Annotated in this window: 19 protein-coding genes and 1 tRNA gene; 10 read left to right on the forward strand and 10 right to left on the reverse strand. The window is 62.4% G+C overall.

What is annotated here, in order from left to right:
- The first annotated feature begins 798 nt into the window (after window positions 1-798).
- Entirely contained in the window at window positions 799-1572 is a 774-nt protein-coding gene (locus ABD833_RS10205; protein ID WP_345072771.1) for a DUF2490 domain-containing protein, read from the forward strand.
- 122 nt (window positions 1573-1694) lie between these two features.
- Entirely contained in the window at window positions 1695-2534 is an 840-nt protein-coding gene (locus ABD833_RS10210; RefSeq protein WP_345072772.1) for a sulfurtransferase, read from the forward strand.
- Window positions 2535-2550: 16 nt separating this feature from the next.
- Here ABD833_RS10210 and ABD833_RS10215 read toward each other — a convergent pair whose 3' ends face one another.
- The gene (locus tag ABD833_RS10215; RefSeq protein ID WP_345072773.1) at window positions 2551-3093 is read right to left on the reverse strand and encodes an MOSC domain-containing protein; all 543 of its coding nucleotides are present in this window, start codon (window positions 3091-3093) and stop codon (window positions 2551-2553) included.
- Between the two features lie 165 nt (window positions 3094-3258).
- The gene (locus ABD833_RS10220; RefSeq protein WP_345072774.1) at window positions 3259-3963 is read right to left on the reverse strand and encodes a VIT1/CCC1 transporter family protein; all 705 of its coding nucleotides are present in this window, start codon (window positions 3961-3963) and stop codon (window positions 3259-3261) included.
- A 313-nt stretch (window positions 3964-4276) separates the two neighbouring features.
- Between ABD833_RS10220 and ABD833_RS10225 the strand changes: the two genes are divergently transcribed.
- Window positions 4277-4951 carry a Dps family protein gene (locus ABD833_RS10225; protein WP_345072776.1) on the forward strand — a complete coding sequence of 225 codons (675 nt, stop codon included), beginning with the start codon at window positions 4277-4279 and terminating at the stop codon, window positions 4949-4951.
- 405 nt (window positions 4952-5356) lie between these two features.
- Window positions 5357-5438: transfer RNA gene (locus ABD833_RS10230), tRNA-Leu, on the forward strand.
- Between the two features lie 68 nt (window positions 5439-5506).
- Here ABD833_RS10230 and ABD833_RS10235 read toward each other — a convergent pair.
- The gene (locus tag ABD833_RS10235) at window positions 5507-7060 is read right to left on the reverse strand and encodes an NFACT RNA binding domain-containing protein (RefSeq protein WP_345072778.1); all 1554 of its coding nucleotides are present in this window, start codon (window positions 7058-7060) and stop codon (window positions 5507-5509) included.
- Window positions 7061-7243: 183 nt separating this feature from the next.
- On the opposite strand from ABD833_RS10235, the gene ABD833_RS10240 reads away from it, so the two are divergent.
- Both ABD833_RS10240 and ABD833_RS10245 read left to right on the forward strand, forming a co-directional pair.
- A complete protein-coding gene (locus ABD833_RS10240) occupies window positions 7244-7723 on the forward strand; it encodes a hypothetical protein (RefSeq protein ID WP_345072779.1) in 480 nt (159 codons plus the stop codon).
- A 24-nt stretch (window positions 7724-7747) separates the two neighbouring features.
- Window positions 7748-8242 carry a hypothetical protein gene (locus tag ABD833_RS10245; protein ID WP_345072780.1) on the forward strand — a complete coding sequence of 165 codons (495 nt, stop codon included), beginning with the start codon at window positions 7748-7750 and terminating at the stop codon, window positions 8240-8242.
- Window positions 8243-8249: 7 nt separating this feature from the next.
- Here ABD833_RS10245 and ABD833_RS10250 read toward each other — a convergent pair whose 3' ends face one another.
- The 3 genes from ABD833_RS10250 to ABD833_RS10260 form a co-directional block, all read right to left on the reverse strand.
- Window positions 8250-9020, reverse strand: coding sequence for an MBL fold metallo-hydrolase (locus tag ABD833_RS10250; RefSeq protein WP_345072782.1), 771 nt, complete (start codon window positions 9018-9020; stop codon window positions 8250-8252).
- A gap of 108 nt (window positions 9021-9128) precedes the next feature.
- Window positions 9129-9506 carry a response regulator gene (locus tag ABD833_RS10255; protein ID WP_345072784.1) on the reverse strand — a complete coding sequence of 126 codons (378 nt, stop codon included), beginning with the start codon at window positions 9504-9506 and terminating at the stop codon, window positions 9129-9131.
- Between the two features lie 62 nt (window positions 9507-9568).
- Window positions 9569-13687 carry a PAS domain S-box protein gene (locus tag ABD833_RS10260; protein WP_345072785.1) on the reverse strand — a complete coding sequence of 1373 codons (4119 nt, stop codon included), beginning with the start codon at window positions 13685-13687 and terminating at the stop codon, window positions 9569-9571.
- Window positions 13688-14049: 362 nt separating this feature from the next.
- Here ABD833_RS10260 and ABD833_RS10265 point away from each other — a divergent pair, with 362 nt between their 5' ends.
- From ABD833_RS10265 to ABD833_RS10275, 3 genes are read left to right on the forward strand one after another with little or no spacing between them, the layout of a single operon-like run.
- Entirely contained in the window at window positions 14050-15177 is a 1128-nt protein-coding gene (locus ABD833_RS10265; RefSeq protein WP_345072787.1) for a glycosyltransferase, read from the forward strand.
- On the forward strand, window positions 15174-16067 hold the full coding sequence (miaA, locus tag ABD833_RS10270; RefSeq protein WP_345072789.1) for a tRNA (adenosine(37)-N6)-dimethylallyltransferase MiaA: 894 nt from the start codon (window positions 15174-15176) through the stop codon (window positions 16065-16067). Before ABD833_RS10265 ends, miaA begins: the two co-directional genes overlap by 4 nt.
- Complete coding sequence (locus ABD833_RS10275; protein ID WP_345072790.1) at window positions 16064-16273, forward strand: hypothetical protein; 210 nt, start codon at window positions 16064-16066, stop codon at window positions 16271-16273. Before miaA ends, ABD833_RS10275 begins: the two co-directional genes overlap by 4 nt.
- Before the next feature lie 165 nt (window positions 16274-16438).
- Here the strand turns inward: ABD833_RS10275 and pfkA are convergent, their stop codons facing one another.
- Window positions 16439-17410, reverse strand: a complete 972-nt coding sequence (gene pfkA, locus ABD833_RS10280) for a 6-phosphofructokinase (protein ID WP_345072869.1) — start codon at window positions 17408-17410, stop codon at window positions 16439-16441.
- A 281-nt stretch (window positions 17411-17691) separates the two neighbouring features.
- Between pfkA and ABD833_RS10285 the strand changes: the two genes are divergently transcribed.
- Window positions 17692-18111 (forward strand): tellurite resistance TerB family protein, encoded by a 420-nt coding sequence (locus tag ABD833_RS10285; protein WP_345072792.1) that lies wholly within the window; start codon window positions 17692-17694, stop codon window positions 18109-18111.
- 153 nt (window positions 18112-18264) lie between these two features.
- Here ABD833_RS10285 and ABD833_RS10290 read toward each other — a convergent pair whose 3' ends face one another.
- From ABD833_RS10290 to ABD833_RS10300, 3 genes are all read right to left on the reverse strand, one after another.
- Window positions 18265-19470 carry an aspartate aminotransferase family protein gene (locus ABD833_RS10290; RefSeq protein ID WP_345072794.1) on the reverse strand — a complete coding sequence of 402 codons (1206 nt, stop codon included), beginning with the start codon at window positions 19468-19470 and terminating at the stop codon, window positions 18265-18267.
- Window positions 19471-19967: 497 nt separating this feature from the next.
- The gene (locus ABD833_RS10295; RefSeq protein WP_345072796.1) at window positions 19968-20459 is read right to left on the reverse strand and encodes a hypothetical protein; all 492 of its coding nucleotides are present in this window, start codon (window positions 20457-20459) and stop codon (window positions 19968-19970) included.
- 424 nt (window positions 20460-20883) lie between these two features.
- Window positions 20884-21333 carry a hypothetical protein gene (locus tag ABD833_RS10300; RefSeq protein WP_345072798.1) on the reverse strand — a complete coding sequence of 150 codons (450 nt, stop codon included), beginning with the start codon at window positions 21331-21333 and terminating at the stop codon, window positions 20884-20886.
- Between the last annotated feature and the right edge of the window lie 8 nt (window positions 21334-21341).

Here is a 21341-nt window from a genome sequence, read left to right on the forward strand (position 1 = left end):
GGCACAGAACTCATGTCCCTGCTAACCCTAAAATTTCATATTATCGATTCGCAACCTGCTTCGTGATGGGTATAGCTTGCAACAACTTCATTTCCTCGTTTTTCTGGGCATTGTGCTTGCCCGACACGTCAAACCGCTCTCCAGTGCATAACAGGCTCTAGTCTGGTTAGTAAGGGATTAGGGGCGCGTCGGTATTCGGCCGGTGCCGGCCAGCCGCAGCGGCCCGAGGGTCGGCTTAGCTCAGGGAAGGCCAGCGGCCCGGTAGCACTCAGCAGGGTTGCGGCTCAGCCCCGGCCACCCCGGACTCTACTCCGCTACCTACGCAGTACTCAGAGCGGAGAAGCTGATTTTACCGTGCCTAAACGGTCTGTCCGGCCTGGTTGTGCGGAGGGGATACAGTCGATCCAAATGAGCAGGGCAGGGCTTTCCCGATGCCTGCCGGAGCGACGCACTGCGCCGCCTGGTAGCAGCCGCGGTTCGTCGCCGGTCTGATCTGCAACCTGGTTAGCCGAAGCCGACAGGCCGGTATCGCGCAGCCGGAATTCCGGAGCAGAATATTTTTTGGTTTCCCCGGCAGCCCGGGCTGCTGAGGAGTCTGCTGTCTGGTTCTATCCTTCAGAACCGGCTGCTTCACACAGCTGCTGAACCCGACCACGACTGCCCTCCCCCTGAGCAACCGCTCCGGCCTGCGGGGTAGGTGGTTGTTTTTAGGGCGGCGCCTGGCCCCGGGAGCTTATGGGGCCTGGAAAAAAACCAGTTTCTGCGCCTACCTTCGCCGCCCTAACCCCCTGTTTGCCGATGACTAAAGTGTTGCTTGGGTACGGCGTTTTTCTGGCGTTGCTGGGCATCGGCTGCCCCACCGCTTCGGCCCAGACCCCCGGCCCCTGGGGTAGCTGGCTGATTGGCACGGTGCAGCTGCCGGGGAGCTCTACGCAGAAATGGGGGGGCTTTGCTGAGGCCCAGGCCCGCACCGACGGGGTGTTGCGCCGGTACTTCTACCAGGAGCTGAAAGGGGGCGTGAGCTATGACCTCGACCGGAACTTCACGGGGCTGCTGGGCGGAGGCCGCTACGCCACCTTCGCCGACCCCGGGCCGCGGAGCGTGGAGCAGCGCCTGTGGCTGCAGCTGGTGCTGAGCCAGTACATGAAGCGGCTGCGCGTCGAGCACCGCTACCGGGTGGAGCAGCGCTGGTTTTCCTATCCCAACGCCAGCAGCAGCACCCGTAACCGCTTGCGCTACCGGCTGAACGCGTTTCTGCCCCTGAACAAGTCAACCATCACCACCAACACGGTTTTCCTGTCCGTCTACGACGAAATCTTCCTTAATCCCCGGGGGCCGGTGCTGGAGCGCAACCGCGTCTACGCCGGGGTGGGTTACCAGTTCAATTCCCATTTCACCGTACAGGTCGGGTGGTTGAACCAGGCCAACTACAGCCCGGCGGCCATCCGTAACGGCCAGCTGCAACCCCAGGGGACGGCGCTGAAAAACAACGTGGTGCTGGCCGTGGTCTACCGCCTGGCGCGGCGCGCCGCGCCGGCGGGCTCCGAGCTCATGCCCTCCCAGCAGGACTAAAACGGAGCTGATGGGCCAAAGCCGGGCCGCGGGTGCTCCGGCTGGCGGCGGCATCCTATCTTGTCCCCGCCTTACCGGCCCCGCCTGATTCGGGGGCCATCACGCCACTTATGCTGAAGCCCATGCTGCCCGTACTAACCGCCCCCGAACTCCGCCACCGCCAGGCCACCGAATCCGTGGTAGTGATTGATGCCCGCTCCGGTCCCGAAGCCCGCTCGCGCTACCAGGCCGGCCACCTGCCGGGGGCGCAGTTCGTGGATCTGGAAACGGACCTGGCCCGCCCCACCGCCAATGCCGCCCACGGCGGCCGCCACCCGCTGCCACCCTTGGCCGAATTTGCTCGCCTGTTGGGCCAGCTCGGCATCGGCCCCACTACGCGGGTGGTGGTCTACGACGATAAAAACGGGGCTAACGCGGCCGCCCGCTTCTGGTGGATGCTGCGTAGCGCCGGCCACGCGGCGGTGCAGGTACTGGACGGGGGACTGCCGGCGGCTTTGACGGCGGGCTTCGGGATCAGCGCCGGGGTGGTCGTGTCCCAGCCGGTAGCCCCCTATCCGGTCGGGGAATGGCAGCTGCCCACAGCCCCTACGGCTGAGGTGCAACACGCTTCCAAAACCGGCCATAGCCTGATTATCGACGTGCGCGAGGCCTTCCGCTACCGGGGCGAGGCGGAGCCGATCGACCTGGTGGCCGGCCATATTCCGGGCGCGGTGAACGTCCCCTTCAGCACCAACCTCGACGCGGCCGGGCAGTTTCTGCCTCCGGCGGCCCTGCGCGAAAAGTATGCGGCCGTGGTGGGGACGCGGGCACCGGAGCAGGTTATCGTGCACTGCGGCTCCGGGGTCACGGCCTGCCACACGCTGCTAGCTTTCGCCCAGGCCGGCCTGGGCGTGCCGAAGCTCTACGTCGGTTCCTGGAGCGAATGGTCGCGCCACGACTTTCCCCGGGCCACCAGCGAATAGTGACCCCGACCCCACGCTATGCTCCGGCCGGGACTGCCGGCACCGCCGCCAGCACCCGCACTACGTCGCCCACGCGCAGCACGCCGCCCCGCACAATGTGGGCCGTGAGGCCGCCGTGGCCGCGCATGGCGTTGTAGCCGCCGGGGCCCAGCTCTTCCTCCATGCGGGAGCAGGGGTGGCACTCACCCGTGATTTCCAGGATTACCTCGTCGCCGAGCTGCACCCGCCGGTTTTTCAGCGCCAGCAGGTTCAGCCCGCTCACCACCAGATTGCGGCGCAGGCGGCCGGGTGCCACGGGTTCGGTCAGGCCGAGGTAGCCGGCTACGGCGGCCAGGTGCTCGTGCTGCACCAGCGTCACCTGCCGCTTGCCGCCCGGCTTGGGGCGGGCGTGGTCGCCGGCCAGGTGGCGGTCGGTCAGCACTGCCACTTCGGGCAGGCTGACCAGCGGCTCCCGGCGGACGGGCCGAATGCCGATCCACTCCACCCGGCCCTGCTGGGGCAGAGTCGCCAGCATCTGCGCTATTTTCGATTTGTCGTCGCCGAAGAAGGGAAAAGCCATGTCTGCAATGAATAATTAACAATTAACAATGAGCAATGAGCAATGAGCAATTAACAATGAGCAAGTAGGGCTGGGCGGGGAGTTGTACGGTGACGATGGGAAAGGGGCAATACGGGCAACCCCGCTCGGGGAGAAGGGCGTAGCTTCATTGCTCATTGCTCATTGTTAATTGCTAATGAGGCGGGCGACGACGAAGGCGGCGCCGGCGGCCAGGGCCCCGATACCGGCCATTTTGAGCGCGCCCATCAGGGGGGGCTGGCCGATCAGCCGGCTTTTGAGGTAGCCGAACAGCAGCAGACACACCAGCGTAATCATGGCCGACCATAGCAGCCCTTCGGTGGGCGTGGCCGTGAAGAAGTAGGCGCTCAGCGGAATCAGCCCGCCCACGGCGTAGGCCAGGCTGATGGTGGCGGCACTCTTGGGGGCCTGCCGGGGGTCGGGCTTTTCCAGGCCCAGCTCATATTTCATCATGAAGCGTACCCACTGCTCCGGGTCGGTGGTCAGCTCCCGTACGGCCAGCTCGCGGGTAGCGGCCGACAGCCCGATTTCGGCCAGCAGGTCGCGCACTTCGGCCCGTTCCACCTCCGGCACGTGCTGCACTTCGCGGTGCTCCCGGGCCAGCTCGGCGGCATAGTGCTCCACCTCGGTGCGGCCGGCCAGGTAGCCGCCCAGGCCCATGGCAATGGAGCCCGCCACAATCTCGGCCAGCCCCGCCGTAATTACCAGCGCCGACGAATCGACGGCCCCGCTCAGCCCCGCCGCCAGGGCAAAGGGCACGGTGAGCCCATCGGACAGGCCGATGACGATGTTCTGGAGCATGGCCGAGCTGGTCAGGTGGTCTTCGGGGTGGGGGTAGACGTGCGGGTGCATGGGCGGAAACGGGTAAAATCAGGAGTTAAGTACGGGCATTGCGGGCGAAATGCCGGGCGGCCAGCCGACCGCCTGAGCGTAACCAAAATTCCGCCCCAAAGTCCCGGCCAGTCCGGCTGGCCCGGGCGAAACATTGCCCCGAAGGTATTGTAGTACAAGCAGGCTGCCGCTGGCCGAGGGCGCGGTCGGGCCCGCTTTCCAACCGGCGGCTACTTTCCAGGCGGGCAAACCTCCCCGGATTTCATGCGTAAAGCAACCAGCAAAGCGTAACCCGCCTTCGCCCATACCCGCTCCTTTTCAGCATTCCAACCTTATGGCTACCAAAGACCCCACCAAGAAACCCGCCGCCAAAGCTGCTGCTCCCCGGAAAGCTGCCCCAGCCAGCCAGAGCGCCCCTTCTGCCAACGGCACGGCCCGCGTAAGCGTGCAGCCGGTGATGAACCAGCAGACCCACGCCCCGGCGGCCCTGCAGAAATACGGCACCGTGTCGCAGCGCCTGCCCATCGGCCTGGCCGATTCGGTTCGCCTGGACAGCGCCACCATGCTCAACCAGATGCTGGCCGATACTATTACCCTGCGCGACCTCTACAAAAAGCACCATTGGCAGGTGGTCGGCCCTACGTTCTACCAGCTTCACCTGCTCTACGACAAGCACTATGAGGAGCAGAGCGAGCTGGTCGATACCATTGCCGAGCGCATCCAGATCCTGGGCGGCGTCGCCATTGCCATGGCTGCCGACGTGGCCGAGCTGACCACTATTCCGCGGCCGCCCAGGGACCGGGAAGAAGCGCCCATTCAGGTGTCGCGCCTGCTGGAGGCCCACCAGATCATGCTCAAGAACTGCCACGATTTTGCCAAGCGTGCCGACGAAAGCGGTGATGACGGCACCAACGATCTGGTAGTGAGTCAGGTGATGCGCACCAACGAAATGCAGGTCTGGTTCGTGTCGGAGCACGTGGTCGACACGCCTCTGGTTCGCGCTAACTAATCAACTTCAGCGCTTAGTAAAGCCCGCCGTCTACCCGATGGCGGGTTTTTTTCGGCTGCCAAATCAACGGAGTAAAGGGGGCCTTTGCATTTTTGTAGGGCCGGCGGTCCGCCGGAAACGTGGGTTTCAGTTGGGGAAAGGTTGAAAACAGGAGGAATCAGGGGAGGAGAAAAGGGTTTGGTGAAAATTAAACCCCTGCCGCCCCTCGGGTTTCCGGGGCATGGATTTCTGATTACCAGCGACAAAGCCGGAAAACAGCGGGTGACGGCTGCCGCCCGGCGGTAAAAAAAAGCGTCCGGGCTTGCACCGCTTGGCATAACCGGCTACTTTTGTCCCCACTTCACCGCCTTAGTGAAGTACGGGAGCAGCGGCTTCTGTTTGGAGTAGAGTGTTTTTGGATCAGTCGCGCACGTGGTGAAACTGGTAGACACGCCATCTTGAGGGGGTGGTGCCTTCGGGTGTGGGAGTTCGAATCTCCCCGCGCGCACAACGACGAGAAACCCGCTTCAGCGCAGCTGAAGCGGGTTTCTGCTTTTACCGCGGTGGCCCCAAGGCCTAACCCACCCGCTCAAACGGGTTGTTGGGAACTACCAGCACCACTTTTTCCCGCTCCACCACCACCTGCCCGGCAATGGCGCCTTTGCGCTTGCGCACGAACTTCTTGGGCGTCACGGTAACGGGGCAGAGCGAGTCGTTCTTGCGGCGCGAATACCAGGCGGCCAGCTGGGCGGCCCGCTCCACTACGGGTTCGGGAATGGGCTGCCCGGCCTTGTGCTTTATCACGACGTGGGAGCCGGTCACGTCCTTGGCGTGTAGCCAGAGGTCGTCTTTGTGGGCGTAGCGCTGAGTGAGCAGGTCGTTGTTCTGGGCGTTGCGCCCGACCAGGATGGTGAAGCCGGAATCGGTAAAGACCTTGAAGGGCAGCTCGGCGGCTTCGGTGGCCTTGGTGGCCGGCAGCAGGTCGTGGGTTTTGCGCCAGGCCCGCAGGGTCCGCAGCTCGGTGATGGCGGCCAGCTCTTCGAGGCGCTCCAGGCACCAGAACGCCTCCGCTTCGCGCCGCTCACTGCGCTCGAGCAGCTCTTTGGTTTCGATCTGCTGGTTTTTGGCCTTGCGGTACAGGTTCTGGGCCGTGCGCTGGGGCGTTTCGGTGGGCTTGAGCTTGATGACGCGCGGCTGGTCGTCCTGGTAGAAATCGAGGACTTCGACGGAGGCCGCGCCGGGCAGGATATGGCTCAGGTTGGCCATAATCAGGTCGGCGGTCTGGCGGTAGCCTACGGTGTGCTCCAGGGCGTAGAGCCGGCTGCGCGACTGGGCGGCGCTGAAGGTAGCTTCGTCGGCGCGCTTTTCGAGCCCCTGCTTCACCTGCCGCAGCTCGGCCTCGTAGGCGCGGCGGCCCAGGATAAGGCGCACGAACAGGCGCAGCGCGGCCACCGGGTCGGGCGGCAGCGTCTGCTCGATGTCGCCCAGCGGGAGCAAGGTCAGCCGGCTTTTGCCTTCGAGGGCGGTGAGGTAGAAGTGAGCCGGGTTTTCGAGCTGCGCCACCACGTCGTGCACCAGCTGCTGGCGGGTGGCGGCATCGGCCTGGTCGTAGCCCTGGGCGCGCAGGTAGCGCGGGGGCACGTCACCCAGGGCCGGGTACTGGCGCAGCGGATAAGCCGGGTCGGGGGCCGGGGCGGGAGGAGCGGAAACCAGGTCGGCATCGGCCAGGTAGCGCTGGTGGAAAAGCTGGGCCGGGGCGTTGGGGCCGGGGCGGAAAACGACGTTCGGGCGCGGGCCGTAGAGCTTGAACAGCAGCGTCGCGTCGCCCTGAAAATGCAGCTGCAGTACCCGGTCATGGAGAAAGACGCTGGCCCGCATCACCACTTTGCCCAGCAGCTCGGGCAGCAGGTCCACAGAGTTGGCGCGGGCGCGGTTGAAGGTTTCGGGCAGGGCCAGCACCGCGAAGGCCGCCGAGAGCTGGGCCTTCAGCCAGAACTCGGCTTCGTCCTTCACCAGGCCGATGATCAGCTCGTCTTTTTCCTGCGAAAAGCACGCCGCCACCCGAAAGCCGGCCAGCGTCTGGGTGAGGGCCGGGGCCAGCTGGCGCAGGAAGTAATAGTTGTTGTGCATGAATCAGGGAAACAAACGCCTGCTATTCGGGATGGCGGGAAACGACGGCCGGCAGGCTTTCCGGCCGGCTGAAGGTAGAAGAGAAAAATTACTGCGCGGGTTGCAACCATGGCGCTGTTCCGACGGCTCTCCCAACTACGCTTGGGCATCTTATCCTATTCACCATTCTCCAACGCAGTAGCCATGCTGAAAAAATGCCTCCTCCTGACGGTATCCGGACTGAGTCTGCTGGCCTGCCAGAAAACGGACGAAGAAAATGACGTGGCCCCCGCGGCAGTCGTGGCGGCCTTCAACGCGGAATTCAGCCTGCACTACCAGCAGGCCGCCCGGCTGCCCGCGGCAACCCAGCCGGAGCTGACGGTTGAAGTAACGGACCTGGACTATTTTTTCTGCCCCAAAGACGTGCTATGTTGTTTCGTGACCAGCTTCGTTGCTCCCACGCTGAGCGTGACCGATGCCCAGGGCCGCGTGCAGCAGGTAAAGCTGACGGCGAATGCCAGCCGGGAATATACGCCGGCCTGGATTGATACGACCAGCGTAAAAGCCAATGGCCAGCGCTACGTGCTCTACTACACCAAATGGAACACGGGTAGCCGTCGGGAGCAGGCCGGGAAGAAAGACGTGTCCGTAACCCTGCGCGTAACCAAAGCCGCCGCCAATTAACGAGTTTCCCTAACCAGCTATACCATGAAAAATTACCTGTTACTGGCCACTCTGGGTCTGAGTCTGGCGGCCTGCCAGAAGGACGAGAAAGAAGATGAAGCCTACGTAGTACCGGCCCCGGTTACCGTGGCTTTCAACCAGGACTTCAGCCTGACCTACCAGCAGCTCGCGCAGATTCCCACCGCGCCGAACCCGGAGCTGCAAGTGGCGCTGGCCGAGGTACAGTACACCTATTGCCCCGCCGGCGCGTGCAGCGACAATTCTTCCTTAGTCTGCGCGGTAGGCACCAACGTGTTTCCCCGCCTGCGCGTGACCGACGCGGCCGGGCAGAGCCAGCAGATAGCCCTGCCCGCGAACCGCCCCGCCGCCGGCACTCCCAACTGGATTGACACGACCAGCGTGCGGGCAAATGGGCGGCGCTACGTGCTCTACTACGTGAAGTGGAAAATGCTTAAGTGCAACCCGGCCCGGCACGATTTCTCCGTCACGCTGCGCGTGACCAAGCCCAACGGAAATTAGGCCCGATTCACGCCACCGTCACCCGTAGCCCGTCGTAGGCCAGGCGCACGAAGTCCGGCAGCGTGGCTTCTACCTCCCGGTGCCGGCCCAGCTGGTGGCCGATGTGGGTGAGGTAGGCGCGGCGCGGGGCCAGATCGGTCAGAATGTCCACGGCTTCCTGCAGCGAGAAGTGCGAAATGTGCTGCTCGTGGCGCAGGGCGTTCAGCACTACTATTTCCGAGCCCCGCACCAGCTCCAGCGACTCCGGCGACAGGTAGTTGGCGTCGGTGATGTAGGTGAAGTTGCCGATGCGGAAGCCCAGCACCGGCAGCTTATAGTGCAGGGCCCGGATGGGCTGCACGGCCACGCCCTCAACCAGAAACACGTCCGTGTCGCTGAGAATGGGCATCGTCTGCACCTTGGGCACGCCCGGGTACTTCTGCTCGGCGAAGATGTAGGCGTACTCGCGCCGTAGCTGGTCCAGGACCCGCGGCTCGGCGTGCACGGGCATATCCTGCCGTTGCCGGAAGTTGTAGGCCCGGATGTCGTCCAGGCCCGCCGTGTGGTCCTTGTGCTCGTGGGTGAAGATCAGGGCATCGAGGTGGTCGATCCGTTCGCGCAGCACCTGCTGGCGAAAGTCCGGCCCGGAGTCGATGATGAGGCTTTTACCCTGCACCTGCATATGCACCGACACCCGCAGGCGCTTGTCGCGGTAGTCCACGGAGCGGCACACGGGGCACTGGCAGCCAATCATGGGCACGCCCTGCGACGTGCCGGTGCCGAGGAAAGTTATCTGCACTGCGTTTGAATTAGTAATTAGTAATTGAGAATTAATAATTGCTCACACCAGCGGAGAAGAGAGGTGATACCCCAATTCTTAATTACTAATTATCAATTATTAATTCCCTTACCCCACGTACTGCTTTACCACGCGCACCAGGGCGTCGAAGTCGAGGGGCTTGGGCAGGTAGTCGGTCACGCCGGCTTCGCGGAACTGCTCCATGGAGTAGTTGTTGGCGTTGCCGGTGATGGCGATAATCGGAATCTGGGCGATGCGCGCATCGGGGTGGCGGCGGATTTCGCGGGTGCATTCCATGCCATCTTTCACCGGAATGTTGATGTCCATCAGCACGCAGTCGATCGGCTGGCTTTCGATCTGCTTGATGACTTCGCCCCCGTTTTTAGCCGAGACAATACGGTATTGTTGGAGCTCCAGAATTTTCTTGGTCAGGTTCAGAATAACGGAGCTATCCTCGGCAATCAGAATCGTTTTAGAATCAGCCATGGGAAGGGAAGTTTGTGGGGGTCAGAATGAGAGGAAAGGCCTGCCGGGAAGGTAGCAGAAAATCAGGTGGCGCTGGTGATGGTGGGGTATACGGCCGTGAACTGCGTAAAGTAACGCCGCAGAGTTTGAAAGTTCGCGGCCGCGTGGTGAACGTGGCCTTTTTTGAGGTCGTGCTCCAACTGTTGGGCGCACTCAGCCAGCGGATTCAGCCCCAAGGTAAATCCGGTTCCTTTGAGTTGGTGCAGATGGGGTAAAATCTGCTCGTATTGCCCGGCCTGCACCAGCGCCTGGGCTTCGTCGAGCAGCTGACGGGCCTCGTGCTCAAAATCGACGTAGAGCTGGGCCGCAAACTCCGCGCCGCCCAGCTGCCGGAGCTGCTCCAGAATATCGGGGTCGATGAGCCCCGCCGCCGCCGGCCCGGCGGTTTCCGGGGGGGCGAGTGGCACAGCCGGCGGCTCCGCCGGCGGCCCGGGCTCGGCGGCGGGCGTCAGGTTCAGGGTGGTCAGCCGCTCGGTGGCCCCGGTCCAGCGCCGCAGCACCGTGTACAGGGCCTGCGACTTAACGGGCTTCGACACGTAGTCGTCCATGCCCTGCTGCACGAACCGCTCGGCGTCTTCCTTCATGGAGTAGGCCGTCATGGCTACGATGGGCGGGCATTGCCGGCCCAGCCGCCGCCGGATTTCGTGCATGGCCGTCACCCCATCCATCTCCGGCATCTGAATGTCCATGAAGATCAGCTCGTAGTGCGCCTCTGGCTCGGTGGCTTTGCTGATGGCCTCGAACCCGTCGCCGGCCACGTCGATCTGGCAGCCCAGCTTGTCGAGCAGGCGGGTCGCTACTTTCTGGTTGATGGGGTTGTCGTCGACGAGCAGCACCCGCGGGGCCGACTCGAAGCGCACCACTTCCAGGCTCCGCTCCCGCGAGGCCTGGCGCTCCTGCACGATTTCCTCGGGGTTGGGCGCCAGGCGGCAGCGCATGGTGAACCAGAACGTGGAGCCGTCGCCCTCGTTGGAGAAAATGCCGATTTCCCCGCCCAGCAGCTCCGCCAGCTGCTTGCTGATGGCCAGCCCCAGCCCGGTGCCGCCGAACGACTTGGTGGGCGTGGTGTCGAGCTGGGTGAAGTTGGTGAACAGCAGCTTCTCGTTGGCGGCCGAAATGCCGATGCCCGAGTCCTGCACCGCGAAGCGCAGCATGTGCTCTATTCCGTCGGTCGAAACCGACGACACAACGATACTCACCGTACCGGCCGCGGTAAACTTAATGGCGTTGGACGCCAGGTTCGACAAAATCTGCAGCAGACGGGTTTCGTCGGTGATGATGAAGCGCGGGGTATGGGGCGTGATGTGGTAGGTGAACTTGAGCTTTTTCTGGTTGGCGCGGTTGGCAAACAGCGAGTGGATCTTCTCCAGGGTGTAGTGCAGGTCGATGCCCGTTTCGCTGAGCTGGAGCTTGCCGGCCTGGATCTTCGAGAGGTCCAGGATGTCGTTCAGAATGGCCAGCAGCGCATCACTGGACTTGCGCAGGGTATCCACGTAGTCTTCCTGCTCCTCGCTCGACACGGTCTGGTGCAGCAGATCAATCATGCCGATGATGCCGTTCATGGGCGTGCGCAGCTCGTGGCTCATGTTGGCCAGGAACTGCGTTTTGGCGTGCAGGGCCGCTTCCGCCTCGTCCTTGGCCCGGCGCAGGTCGTCCTGCATCTGCTTAAGCTCGGTGATGTCGCGCCCGATACCTTCGGTACCGCTGGGGCCATCCTGCACCATGCGCGCGTTTACCAGCACGCTCACCGCGTGGCCGTCCTTGTGGCGCATGGCAATTTCGTAGTTGCGGGCCTCGCCGTGCAGCCGCACGCTGCCGAGCAAGTTTTCGCGCTCCCAGGGGTTGATGTAGTAGTCGGAAATAGGTGTGCCGGTAACTTCCTCCGGGGTATAGCCCAGCATGTCCAGCACCGAGGGGCTCACCAGGGTAAGCACGCCCCGGCCGTCGGTGCGGTAGTACACGTCCTGAAACGACTCGAAGATGGCGCGGAACTTCTCTTCCTGGGCCGCCAGCTCCAGCTGGGAGCGTTTTTTTTCGGTGATGTCGTGGGCCATGCCCGAAATTTCCTCGAACGAGCCGTCGTCGAGGTAAATGGGGTTGAGGTAGATTTCGCGCCAGGTATCCTGGCTGCGCGAGTCGCGCAGGCGCACCTCGAAGCGCTGGGGCTGCCCCTGGAAGGCTTTGCGGTAGTTCTCCACGAAAGCCTCGCGGGCATCTTCCTCCATCATGCCCAGATCGGCCTGCCAGAGGTTCACGTTCAGGGTGGGGTACACGCCGTTACGGCGCAGGAAGTAGGCCGAGTAGTTGCGGTTGAAGGAGGTCAGGCGCGAGTGCGTGTCGACGGACCACATCAGGTGGGAGCCGCTTTCAAAAATGGCGTTCAGCCGGGCGTTCTGCTTCTGAATCTGCACCTCGTTGCGCTTACGCTCAATGGCCAGCGCCACCTGGTTGGAGATGAAGTGCAGAATCTCGATGTCGCCAACGGCGTAGGCGTCGGCGCGGTGGTAGTCCTGCACCGTAATCACCCCGATAATTCGTTCCCCAATGCTGAGCGGTGAGCAGAGCATCACTTCCGGCATCAGCCCATAGGCCGTGATGGTGCCATTATTGATGAGCTCCTCCAGCTCGGGGCGCAGCAGAAACTGGGGCCGGCCGGTGCGGATAATATATTCCGATACACCCGACGAGAACGGCCGCGACACCAGGCCCTGCTCCCCCTGGGTGTTCTGGTCCACGAAGTAGGCAAACTGCAGCTGGGTGCGCTCGTCGTCGCAGAGGGCAATGAAAAAGTTATTGGTTTCAATGATCTTGCTCAGCTCCCGGTGAATGGCGCCGTAGAGCGAGTGCAGATCCTTGGAGCTGATGGCCAGGTTGGCAATGCTGTAGTACACCTTCTGCAGGCGCTCGGCCTTGATGCGGTCGGTGATGTCGTGCAGAATGGCACGGGTGCTCACCGGCTCATCGTCCTGCCAGGAACAGCTGATAGAGCCGATCAGGTGCACGGGCTTGCCGGTTTTGGTCAGAAACACGGTTTCGAGCTTGTTCACCTTCTCGCCCTTGTAGAGGTTGCGCAGCTGGTAGAGCAGCTTGGCCTTGTAGTAAGGGTGCACCACGTCGCCCAGAGTCAGGTAGGGCAGGTCGTCGTCGTCGTAGCCCAGCTTCTCCTTCCAGGCCTTGTTCACGAACAGGAAGCGGTTGTCAACGCTCAGGTTCTGAATCAGGTCGTGGGCATTGTCGAGGAAATCCTGCAGGCGGGTGCGGTTGTCGGTCAGGGCCCGGGCCGCGAGGTGGCGCTCCGTAAAGTCGCGGCCGACGACCAGCACCCCCACGATGTTGCCGTCGAAGTCGCGGGCAAATTCGGCGTGCCAGTTCACCATCCGTTCCTGGCCTGATTTGGTAATCAGGGCCCGCTCGTAAAAATCCTGCAGCTTTTCGGTGCGGACCCACTTTCTGAATTCCTGGCGGAGCCGGTTCTTTTCGGCCGGCGGGGCAAAGAGCTGATGGTACGGCTGCCCCAGTACTTCTTCCCGGCTGTATTCGGTATAGTTGAGAAAGAAGTCGTTGACGTCCCCAATTACGCCTTCCCGGTTGACCAGCACGTAGCTCAGGTTGGTGCGGCTGAGCAGGTCGCGCAGCTGCTGCTGCCCGCGGTCCATCACCTGCTGCTGGGTCACGGTTTCGTGGCGCCGGTAGCCTTTGGTCACGTCGCGCAGGGTCAGCTGCACCCGGACCAGGCCCTCGGGCAGCATCACGCGGTGCAGCGTCACCCAGCCATCCACGGCCTGGTGGTCCGGGCGCTGACCATACCACCAGCGGGAGAATTTCTCCCCCGTACGGGCCGTGGTCAGAATGGCCTCGTGGAGCATCGGCTCCGACAGCCAATGATCCTGCCGCTCGTCGGTGGGCGGCAGCGCAAACGCCATCAGGCCGGTGCCCAGCAGCAGCTCGCGCGTGGTATCGAGCAGGCGCAGGGCCGTCAGATTGCAGTCGACCAGCGTACCTTGCTCGGTATAGAGGAGTATAGCATCGTAGCCCTCTTCAAAAAGGGCCCGGTAAAAATCCGGGGGGGAAGCCGCAGGCGCTTCCGCCGCGGGAGCAGCCGGAGCAACAGGACGAACAGGAGGAACAGGACGAACAGACATCAGGCGGATAGGTAAGCGGACTATTGTCGGCCCGCAGGCAGGCCATAATACAGCACACGGTTTTTAACTGCTTAAATTTGTCAAAAATATCCCAAATCATCCGGCTTTTTCCCGCCCCGGGGCGCAAATGCGGTAGCTCCAACCCAGTTATATGCTGATGTTACGCACTGTGAGGCGGGTTGCCGGCGGTTAGAAGTCAGGAGTCAGGAGTCTAGGGAGCAGGCGGTAAAAGAGGAAGAAACGAAACGGGTGCCCGGGCCGACGCGTCTTGAATCGGCAACCTGCTCGTATTCTGCCTTCTGCCTCCTCGCTTCCAGCGCCTCAAACCGGGTTTCCGTAATGCCCCGCGCAACATCAGTTATATGCTCCCGCTGCTCTTCACCGTCACCACCGATCTGAACTACGACCAGCGGATGCAGCGCATCTGCGGCAGTCTGGCCGCCCACGGCTACCCGGTACTGCTGGTCGGCCGCGAATGGCCCACGTCCCGGCCGCTCACGCCCCAGCCCTACCGGCAGCACCGGCTGCGCTGCTTTGCGACCAGGGGCAAGCTGTTCTACCTCGAGTTCAACCTGCGGCTGTTCTTTTACCTGCTCCCCCAAAAAGCCGGGGCCTGGTGCGCCATCGATCTGGATACCGCGCTGCCGGTGTGGCTGCGGGCCCGCCTCGCGGGGCAGCCGTTCGTGTACGATGCGCACGAGCTGTTTACGGAGGTGCCCGAAGTAGTGGCCCGCCCGGCCATCCGGCGCGTCTGGCTGGGTGTTGAGCGCTTCATCGTGCCCCGGGCGACGCTGGCCTACACGGTCGGGCCGGCCCTGGCCCGGGTGTTTGAGCAGCGCTACGGCCGGCCGTTTGCCGTCGTCCGCAACATCAGCCGGCTGAGCGCGGCGCCGCTGCCGCCGGCCCCGACGGCCCCTGCCGCCGGTAGCTATATCCTGTATCAGGGGGCGTTGAACGCGGGCCGCGGCCTGGAGGCCCTGCTCGATGCGATGCCCGCCGTGGCCGGCCGCCTGGTTATTTGCGGCGAAGGCGACTTATCGGCCCCGTTGCGGGCGCGGGCCGCGGCGCTGGGGCTCCTGGCTACGGGCCAGGTGGAGTTTCGCGGCTTCGTGCTGCCCGACGACCTGCACGAAGTGACGCGCCACGCTGCCGTGGGGGTGATGCTGCTGGAAAATCAGGGCCTGAGCTACTACTATTCGCTGGCCAACAAGTTCTTCGACTATCTGCACGCGGGCATTCCTCAGCTCATCGTCGATTTCCCCGAGTACCGCCACCTCAACGACGAGTATGAAGTGGCTGAAGTGGTCGCCCTGACCCCCACGGCCATTGCCGCCGCCCTCAACCGGCTGCTCCGCGACGAGCCCGCCCGCTACCGGGCGCTGGCCCACAACTGCCGCCGCGCCCGCCTAGAGCTCAGCTGGCAGCACGAGGAAAAACAGCTGCTGGCGCTTTACGCTACCTTATTGACCCCGCATTCTGTTCCTGCATGAACCTATTCGACCTCCCGATTGCCGGCCCCACGCTATTGGTGGTAGCCGGTCCCACGGCCGTGGGCAAAACGGCGCTGTGCGTGCGGCTGGCCCGGCACTACAACACCGAAATCGTGTCGGCTGACTCGCGGCAGTTTTTTCGGGAGCTGAGCATCGGCACGGCCAAGCCGACGGCCGCTGAAATGCAGGGCGTGCCCCACCACTTCATCAATTCGCACAGCATCACGCAGGATTACAACGCCGGCCGCTTCGAAGTAGAGTGTCTGGCCCGGCTGGATGAGCTGTTTCAAAAGCACCCGCTGGTCATCCTGACCGGCGGCTCGGGCCTCTACCTGCAGGCCGTGACGGAAGGGCTGGATGATATGCCCGTTGCCAACCCTGAAATCCGCGCCGCCCTGCAGCAGGAGCTGGCCGGGCACGGCCTGGCGCCGCTGGTTGCCGAGCTGGAGCGCCTCGACCCCGTGACGCACGCCCGCATCGACCGGCAGAATCACCAGCGGGTGCTGCGGGCCCTGGAGGTCACGCGCGCGACCGGGCAGCCCTTTTCCAGCTTCCACGGCGCGGCCCGGGAAACCCGGCGGCCCTTTACCAGCATCAAAGTGGCGCTCACCCGGGAGCGGGAAGTGCTCTACCAACGCATTGATCAGCGGGTAGACCACATGCTGGACGCGGGGCTGCGGGCCGAGGTGGAAGCGTTGCGGCCCTACCGCCACCACAACGCCCTGCACACCGTGGGCTACCAGGAAATCTTTAATTTTCTCGACGGCCGGCACGACTGGCCCGAAGCCGTCCGCCTGCTCAAGCGCAACACCCGCCACTACGCCAAGCGCCAGCTCAGCTGGCTGCGCCGGGATGCGGCGTATGACTGGGTGGAAATGGGGGAGTTGTGAAAGGTAAAGTGGTGAAAAATGGCTGTCATCCTGAGCAAAGCGAAGGACCTTCCCCGTTCCACACTTGGGCTGCCTTTTTCAATGCAAAAGCCCTTTACCGTTGCGTGGTAAAGGGCTTTGCTCATTTAGATGGCCTTATTGCTGATGTTACGCAGGCAACTTTGGCAACTGGTGTTTCTCGTTGCTTGTTTCTCGTTTCTGGTTGAATGTGCTCCCAAAAAACGGCTTAAAAACGACCAATCAGAAACAAGCAACCAGCAACAAGAAACAGACTGCGTAACATCAGTTATTAGTGGCGACGAGGAAGGTCCTTCGCTTTGCTCAGGATGACAGCCGGTTTTTCACCACTTCACCTTTCACCACTTCCCCAGCTACACGCTCAGAATTTCCACCATGCGCATAAAGCTCTGGTTGATAAGCTTTTTCTTGTGAATCGTGTCGGTGAAAGGCGTGTAGACCAGCTTGCGGTCCACGATGCCGGCCATTACGTTGCGCATGCCGTTCATGAGGCCTTCGACGGCGGCAATGCCGATCTGGGAGCCCAGCATACGGTCGGCGGCGGTGGGGGAGCCCCCGCGCTGCACGTGCCCGATGATGGTGACGCGGGTATCGAGCTCGGGAATAGCTTCCTTCACTTTCGAGGCCACGATGGTGGCGCTGCCTTCTTCCTCGCCCTCGGCCACGATGACGATGAACGACGTCTTGGAGCGTTTCCAGCCCGCTCGCAGCGTGTCAATCACGGCATCGGTCGACATCTGGGTTTCGGGAATCATCACGATTTCGGCCCCGCCGCCAATGGCGCAGGGAATGGCAATGTAGCCCGAGTCGCGGCCCATCACCTCAATAAAAAAGCACCGGTCGTGGGAGTCGGCCGTGTCGCGGATCTTGTCGATGGCTTCCAGGGCCGTGTTCACGGCCGTGTCGTAGCCGATGGTGTAGTCGGTGCCGTAGAGGTCGTTGTCGATGGTGCCGGGCGCGCCCACGGTCGGGATGCCAAACTCCTGCTCGAAAATCATGGCGCCGGTGAACGTGCCGTTGCCGCCGATGGCCACCAGCCCGTCGATGCCGTTGTTGACGAGCTGATCGAACGCCTGCTGCCGGCCTTCCTTAGTCAGGAATTTCTGGCTGCGGGCCGACTTGAGAATGGTACCGCCCTTCTGCACGGTGTTGGATACGGAGGCGGAGTCGAGCTTGACGAACTCGCCGTTGATCATGCCGCTGTAGCCGCGCATGATGCCGTACACTTCAATGCCGTGGTACACGGCCGTACGCACCACCGCCCGGATGCACGCGTTCATGCCCGGCGAGTCGCCGCCACTGGTGAAAACTGCAATGCGTTTCATCATATCTCGAGGTAGTCAGATTCAATGCTGATTGAAGCGGGCAAAGGTGAGGAATCCCCGGCAAAATCTAAGTTCCTGAATCGGATTATGCGCAAACGGAAGCGTGGGGCTAGCTGTTTTTTTTGGAACTCCGTATTGGATGATACCGCGGCAGCTACTATCTTAACCCCCTGCGCCTATCCGTTAGCGAAAGTTTTTGCCGGCCCTTCGTTCAATTTCCCACCCTTCCTTAAGCACTGCCCCCTATGTTTGGCTTTTTTGAAAACGAGCAAACCAAGAAAATGAAGAGCCACCTCATGAATCTGGTCGCCCTGGCTAAAGCGGACGGTCATATTGACGAGCGGGAAATGAGCTTCATCATGGCGGTGGGCAAGAAAAACGGGATGCGCGCCGAAGATGTGAATAGCGTGGTAGCCAACTCCAGTAGCGTGAACCTGGTTATTCCCGACAATGATTCCGAGCGGTTCGACCAGATTTTTGACCTCGTCGACATGATGCTGGCCGATGGTGTGGTCGACGACATGGAAATGGACTTTTGCATCGACATGGCCGGCAAGCTGGGATTCCGCAAAGCCATTGTGGGCGTACTGGTGCGCAAGATTTCGATGGGCGTGAAAGACGGCCTGCCGCGTCATCAGATCAAGGAGGAAAGCCAGTCGTTTCTGAACTTCCAGAAAGACAGCCACGGCCCCGGGCTATAAGGGGTATCGGGTAGTTGGCGGTCGGTATTCAGACCGTCATTCCGAGCTTGCCGAGGAATCTCGCGTGCTGATGCTGGAGTAGTAATCTACCGACGCCACGCGAGATTCCTCGGCAAGCTCGGAATGACGGTCTTTTTAATTTTAATCCTATTCCTACTCATCCTTTGCCTGCACCACGAAATCGATAGCCCGCAGCAGGGCGGCGCAGGCTCCGTCGATTTCCGCCGCGGAAATGGTGAGCGGTGGGGCCAGCCGCAGGGAGTTGTCGCAGAACAGGAACCAGTCGGTGAGGATGCCTTCGTGCTCCAGCGCCCGGTCGATAATAGGCTTGAGCACCGCGTACGAATCGAATTCCACGGCCATCAGCAGGCCGTGACCGCGCACCGCCCGAATGGCCGGATGCCGCAGCAGCCGCCGGAACCGGGCGGCTTTTTCGGGCACGTCCGCCAGCAGGTTCTCGTCCTGAATCACGCGCAGCGTAGCCAGCGAAGCCGCGCAGGACACCGGGTGGCCACCAAACGTGGTGCAGTGGCCCAGCACCGGATTGCTCTTGAAGCCCGCCATGATTTCTGCCGATGAGATGAACGCGCCAATGGGCATGCCGCCGCCCATGCCCTTGGCGCACACCAGAATGTCGGGCGTCAGCCCAAACTGCTCGAACGCCCAGAGCGTGCCCGTGCGCCCGAACCCGCACTGAATCTCGTCCAGAATCAGTAGCGTGCCGGTTTCGGTGCAGCGCTGCCGCAGCGCGGGCAGGTAGCCGGCCTGCGCCACCCGCACGCCCGCTTCGCCCTGCACCGTTTCGACGATGACGGCTGCCGTACGCTCCGTAATCAGCGCCAGGTCGGCAAAGTCGTTGAAGTGGATGTGGCGGACGTCGGGCAGCAGGGGGCGGTAGCTTTGCCTGAAGTCTTCGGAGCCGGTGATAGACAGCGCACCGTGGGTGGAGCCGTGGTAGGCGTTGTGGCAGGAAATGAGCTCGGGGCGGCCGGTGTGGCGCTTGGCCAGCTTCAGGGCGCCCTCAATGGCTTCGGTCCCGGAATTGGTGAAAAATACGGTGTCCAGGTGAGCCGGCAGGGTTTCGTGCAGCGCCTGGGCCAGTGCGGCGGGCGGGGCCTGCACCAGCTCGCCGTACACCATCAGGTGCAGGTATTTATCCACCTGGTCCTTGATGGCCTGCACCACCCGCGGGTGGCGGTGCCCCACGTTGCTGACGCCGATACCGGAAATCAGGTCGAGGTAGCGGCGGCCATCGGGAGCGTACATGTACACGCCTTCGGCCCGCTCAATTTCGAGCAGCAGGGGCGTATCGGAGGTCTGGGCCTGGTGGCGCAGGAAAAGCTGGCGGGGCGTAAGCATGAGGGAGAAGCTAGGAGGGAGAAGCCGGGCGGCAGAATCAGAGACGCTGCAATGGCCGGCTTCCGGATTTCGGTAGTGAGGCACTGGCCACCACTACCCGAACCACAAACAGATTCGGGGCCCAAAGGTAAGCTACGCGGGGTAGGTCATTTGCCCCGGGCCGCAAGGATGGGCGTCAACCTCGTTTGGCCAACTCATACCGACTCCCCAACAAACAAAAAAGGCTGCCGGAGCAGCCTTTTTGCGCTGAAACTGGTTAGTAATTCGATTTTTTTTTGCCGGCTGTCATCCTTCATCTGGCGTACGCTTGCGAAGGACCTGCCTCTTGCAGCTCTCACAAAGCTCCTTTCCCTGCCCAACATCCTGGTCCGCGCCACGGGGAAGGGCTTTGCTCATTTAACCCGGCTGGGCAGGATATCGGAGGAAGGTCCTTCGCTGTGCTCAGGATGACAGACCTGTTGAACTACTAAACAGCTTCGCTGATAGCAAAGCAAAAATCAGTCGTCGGCGGCGCCGGGCAGGGTGCCGCCGGCCCCCGGCCGGCCTCCGGCTACGCGCCGCAGCACTTCCCTGGTGAACTCCCGCTCGGCCAGGAACAGCTTGCTCACCTGACGGATGGTAAGCACCTTCTGAAATTTGTCGAAGTACTCCTTTTCCAGGCTCACTTCGTTCTGGCGCAGCGCCAGGCCCTGGGTCAGGTTGTCCTTAATCTGCTGGTCGGTGAGGCCGTCGGCATTGTTGATGCGCAGCAGCCGTAGCCGCTTGTTGATGTCGCGGCGCTTGCCGGTGAATTCGTTGTAGACGGGCCAGAACTTCTGGGCCTGGTCCTGGGTGAGCGAGATTTTCTCGGTGAGGTAGGCGATCCTGGCGTTTTCGAGCTGGCTCAGGCGGGCCTGCCGGCCCCCGCCCCGGCCGCCCTGCGCGGCAGCAGTGCCGGACCAGGAAGCGAGCAGAAGAAAAGCCAGCAGGCTGCGCAACAGATATTTCATGGAGAGAAAGCAAAAGGGTGAGCAAAATAAGGTTTACCGACTGATGCTACGCCGGGTGAGGCGGGTTGCCGGCGGTGAGAAGTCAGAAGCTAGAAGCTAGGAGTTCGGAGTTCGGAGAGCAGTTGGTAAAAGATGCAGGAACGAAACGGGTGCCAAGGCAGCCATGTCTTGAATCGGCAGCTTCTAGAGCGTGTGGACACTTAGCTAAAAGGGCCTTTGAAGCCATCGAAACAGTCATGATGAACTTGTCGAAGCATCTTTACCGAACGTTTTGCCGCAAAAAAGCGGTAGAGATGCTTCGACAAGCTCAGCATGACCGCCTTTTTCGTTAAGTGTCCACACGCTCCAGTGTTCTGACTTCTGACTTCTAACTTCTAACTCCTAGCTTCTAACTCCTGGCTCTTGGCTCCTGGCGTAACAGCAGTTACAGATAGATTTCTTCGGTGGGTTGGGCGTCCAGCGCTTCCTGCAGCTCATTGGGCGAGGCTTGCAGGTAGCTGTTGGTCAGGGCGTGGCCGGTGGCGGGCAGGTCGGCGAGGTCGTTGAGCGAAACCCGGGTGTCGCTGGCCAGCAGATACTGCACCAGCTCGGCTTGCGGTACCGCCGACAGCGCCCCGGCATCGGAAGGGTCAACTGCCGTGGGGCTCAGCAGGAAAGCTGTGGCAAAGCCGCCCAGAATCACTACGGCAGCCAGGGCCGTGCGCAGCGGCACCGACAGCGCCGTGAGCCAGCCCAAGGCGGCCGGTTCGCGGGTAGCCGCGGGCTGCACGCGGGCCATGATCTGCATCGGAAGCCGGTCGAAGTAGCCAGCGGGCGGCTCCGCCAGGGGCTGCGGCCGGTGCGGGTGCTCGTCGAGGCGAAAAGGAGTCTTCATATAGCTAA

It is taken from the genome of Hymenobacter fastidiosus (assembly GCF_039539565.1).
In the GTDB taxonomy this organism is placed as follows: domain Bacteria; phylum Bacteroidota; class Bacteroidia; order Cytophagales; family Hymenobacteraceae; genus Hymenobacter; species Hymenobacter fastidiosus.